This window comes from Roseibium sp. RKSG952 (assembly GCF_009711355.1).
The window spans coordinates 1-253 of record NZ_SMMF01000099.1; the positions used below are offsets into that span (position 1 = coordinate 1).

The following is a 253-nucleotide window of genomic DNA, read 5'->3' on the forward strand; positions in this document are numbered from 1 at the left end:
TCGAACGGAGGAGATTTGCCGCGAGGCGGTAAGGCAAGACGTGGATGCGTTGAAATATGTGCCGGAAGCCCTCCGTCCGGAGGAGATGTGCCTTGAAGCGTTGGGGCAAGGCAGGAATGCCATGCGCCATCAGCTTAAAGGACTTCTGGCACCGGAGATCTTTCTTGAGGCAGCAGCGCCCCCTGACTGGGTGGCGGCAAACAACCTCGACGTGCTGAAACATATCCTTTCCCATTAGCGTTTGTCTTCTTGT

The 253-nt window shown here is 56.1% G+C and carries 1 protein-coding gene; it reads left to right on the forward strand.

All coding sequences use genetic code 11. From position 1 onward, the window contains the following. Window positions 1-238: DUF4116 domain-containing protein (locus tag E1297_RS00250; protein WP_209015514.1), on the forward strand; the 238-nt coding region annotated here is incomplete at its 5' end. Between the last annotated feature and the right edge of the window lie 15 nt (window positions 239-253).